Origin of the sequence: Finegoldia magna, assembly GCF_018371055.1 — a bacterium.
Taxonomy (GTDB): domain Bacteria; phylum Bacillota; class Clostridia; order Tissierellales; family Peptoniphilaceae; genus Finegoldia; species Finegoldia magna_I.
On record NZ_JAGYZD010000229.1, the window covers coordinates 1 to 2,658 of the forward strand.

General features: G+C 30.2%; 3 protein-coding genes. All 3 read left to right on the forward strand.

The window, feature by feature from the left end; all coding sequences use genetic code 11:
- A partial coding sequence (locus KHW44_RS08365; RefSeq protein ID WP_304068358.1) for an HrcA family transcriptional regulator occupies positions 1–723 on the forward strand: 723 nt, incomplete at its 5' end.
- A complete protein-coding gene (locus KHW44_RS08370; RefSeq protein ID WP_304068362.1) occupies positions 713–1,273 on the forward strand; it encodes a nucleotide exchange factor GrpE in 561 nt (186 codons plus the stop codon). The genes KHW44_RS08365 and KHW44_RS08370, both read left to right, overlap by 11 nt.
- Positions 1,274–1,314: 41 nt before the next feature.
- On the forward strand, positions 1,315–2,658 hold a 1,344-nt coding region (dnaK, locus tag KHW44_RS08375; protein ID WP_304068365.1), incomplete at its 3' end, for a molecular chaperone DnaK.

Below are 2,658 nucleotides of genomic sequence, written 5' to 3' on the forward strand. Positions count from 1 at the left end.
GAGAAATTAATTAAATCTTCTTCTCAATTCATTTCTGAGATAACTCAGTATCCAGCTATTTCTATGTTAAAAAAATCAGATAGGATGCATTTATCTCACATAGAGTTACTTCCAATTAGCGAATATAATTATGTTTTATTAACGTTATATGATTCTGGTGATTTAAATCATACTGTGATTTCATCAGAACAAGTCATAGAACAAAATGAATTAATTAAGATTAATTTTCTATTGAAGAAACTTTTTTTAAGCAAAAATCTAAATGAAGTTTATGATAATTTAGACGAATTTTCTTCAAAATATAAATATAATGATCTTTTTAAAGGTGCAATTACCGATATTATTGAAAATGAAAAAGATAAGTTATCTTCAATGTATGTATCTGTTGAAGGTTTATCAAATATTTTCAAATATAGTGAATACAGCGACTTAGACAAAGTCAAAAGCATAATAGAATACCTTGAAGACAAAGACAAAATAGTGAATATTTTGAATTCTTCAGATAATTTCTTGGACATTAAAGTAGGAAATGAAAATAATGAACAATCACTTGTTGAAAACACAATCATTAAAAGTTCTTATTTCTTCAATAAAAATAACATAGGTGTTATAGCTATTGTTGCTCCTATGAGAATGAATTATGAGCTTTCGATAGAAGCTATGTTTAAATTATCTAGAAGAATTAATGGATTAATTATTAGGGGGGATTATTATGAAAGATAATGAAGAAAATTTGAAACAAAGTCAATCTTCTGAAGAGTTAAAAAACGAAGATCAAAACTTGGAAAAAGAAGATTTAAATAAAAATGAAAATGAGTCAATAAAAGAAGAAGTTGATAATGATAATGATGAAGTTGTAAATACTGAAATAGAGGATTTAAAAGACTCTTTAAAAAGATTACAAGCGGATTTTATCAATTATAAGAATAGAACAAATAGAGAAAGACAACAGTCTATTGAATTAGCCAACGAATCTTTAATTTTGAAAATTCTACCTATAATAGATGATTTAGACAGAGCTATTGATAGTAAAGAAGAAAAAGATGAGTTTTCTAGTGGTGTTGAATTAATTAGAGACAACCTTCTACTATCACTAAAAGATTTCGGGTTGGAAGAAGTAGATTGTTCAGATAAATTTGATCCAAATTACCACCATGCGGTTATTACTGAAGATAGTGATAAGGGTTCAGATATGATATTAGAAGTATTCCAAAAAGGATACATTTTAAATAAGAAATGCATTAGACCAGCTATGGTCAAAGTTAGTAAATAAGAATTTTAAATATAGAAAAAATCTAAAAGGAGGATTTTATAATGAGTAAAGTAATAGGTATTGATTTAGGTACAACAAATTCAGCAGTAGCAGTTATGGAAGGTGGAGAATCAGTTATAGTTCCTAACTCAGAAGGTAATAGAACTACTCCATCAATTGTAGCATTCACTAAAGATGGTGAAAGATTAGTTGGTGAAACAGCGAAAAGACAAGCAATTACAAACCCAGACAGAACAATCACATCAATTAAAAGAGAAATGGGTACTGAATACAAAGTAAACATTGATGGTAAAGATTATTCTCCAGAAGAAATTTCAGCAATGATTTTGCAAAAATTAAAAGCTGACACTGAAAGTTATTTAGGAGAAGAAGTTACAGAAGCAGTAATTACTGTCCCAGCTTACTTTACAGACTCTCAAAGACAAGCAACTAAAAACGCTGGTAAGATTGCCGGATTAAACGTAAAAAGAATTATCAACGAACCAACAGCAGCTGCATTAGCTTATGGTATTGATAAAGAAACTGATCAACACAAAGTTATGGTTTATGACTTAGGTGGTGGTACATTCGACGTTTCAATCCTTGAAGTTGGAGATGGCGTATTCGAAGTATTAGCTACACGTGGCAACAACAGACTAGGTGGAGATGATTTTGACGAAAAATTATTAAACTATCTCGCAGATGAATTCATGAAACAAAATGGTGTAGATTTAAGAAAAGATGCTACTTCTAAACAAAGACTTAAAGATGCAGCAGAAAACGCTAAGAAAGAACTATCTACAAGAGTTTCTACTAATGTTAACTTACCATTTATTTCTGCAGTAAATGGAACTCCAGTTCACTTAAACATGGATATCACAAGATCCAAATTTGATGAATTAACATCTGACTTAGTTGAAGAATCTTTAAAACCAGTAAGACAAGCACTAGAAGATGCTGGATTAAGTCATAACGATATTGAAAAAGTATTATTAGTTGGTGGTTCTACAAGAATTCCAGCTGTTCAAGAAGCTGTTAAAAAATTAATAGGTAAAAATCCACAAAAAGATATTAACCCAGATGAATGTGTTGCTATTGGTGCAGCATTACAAGGTGGTGTATTAACTGGTGAAGTAAAAGACTTATTGTTACTTGATGTTACACCTCTATCATTAGGTATAGAAACTTTAGGTGGAGTATGTACAAAATTAATCGAAAGGAACACTACAATTCCAACTAAAAAATCTCAAGTATTTACTACAGCAGCCGATGGTCAAACTTCTGTAGAAATCAAAGTACTTCAAGGTGAAAGAGAAATGGCAGCTGACAATACTTTGTTAGGACAATTCAACTTAACTGAAATTCCAGCAGCCCCAAGAGGAGTACCTCAAATTGAAGTAACATTT

Coding starts and splice junctions, on each gene's coding strand:
- KHW44_RS08370 (WP_304068362.1), top strand. CDS start 713: ATGAAAGATAATGAAGAAAATTTGAAACAAAGTCAATCTTCTGAAGAG.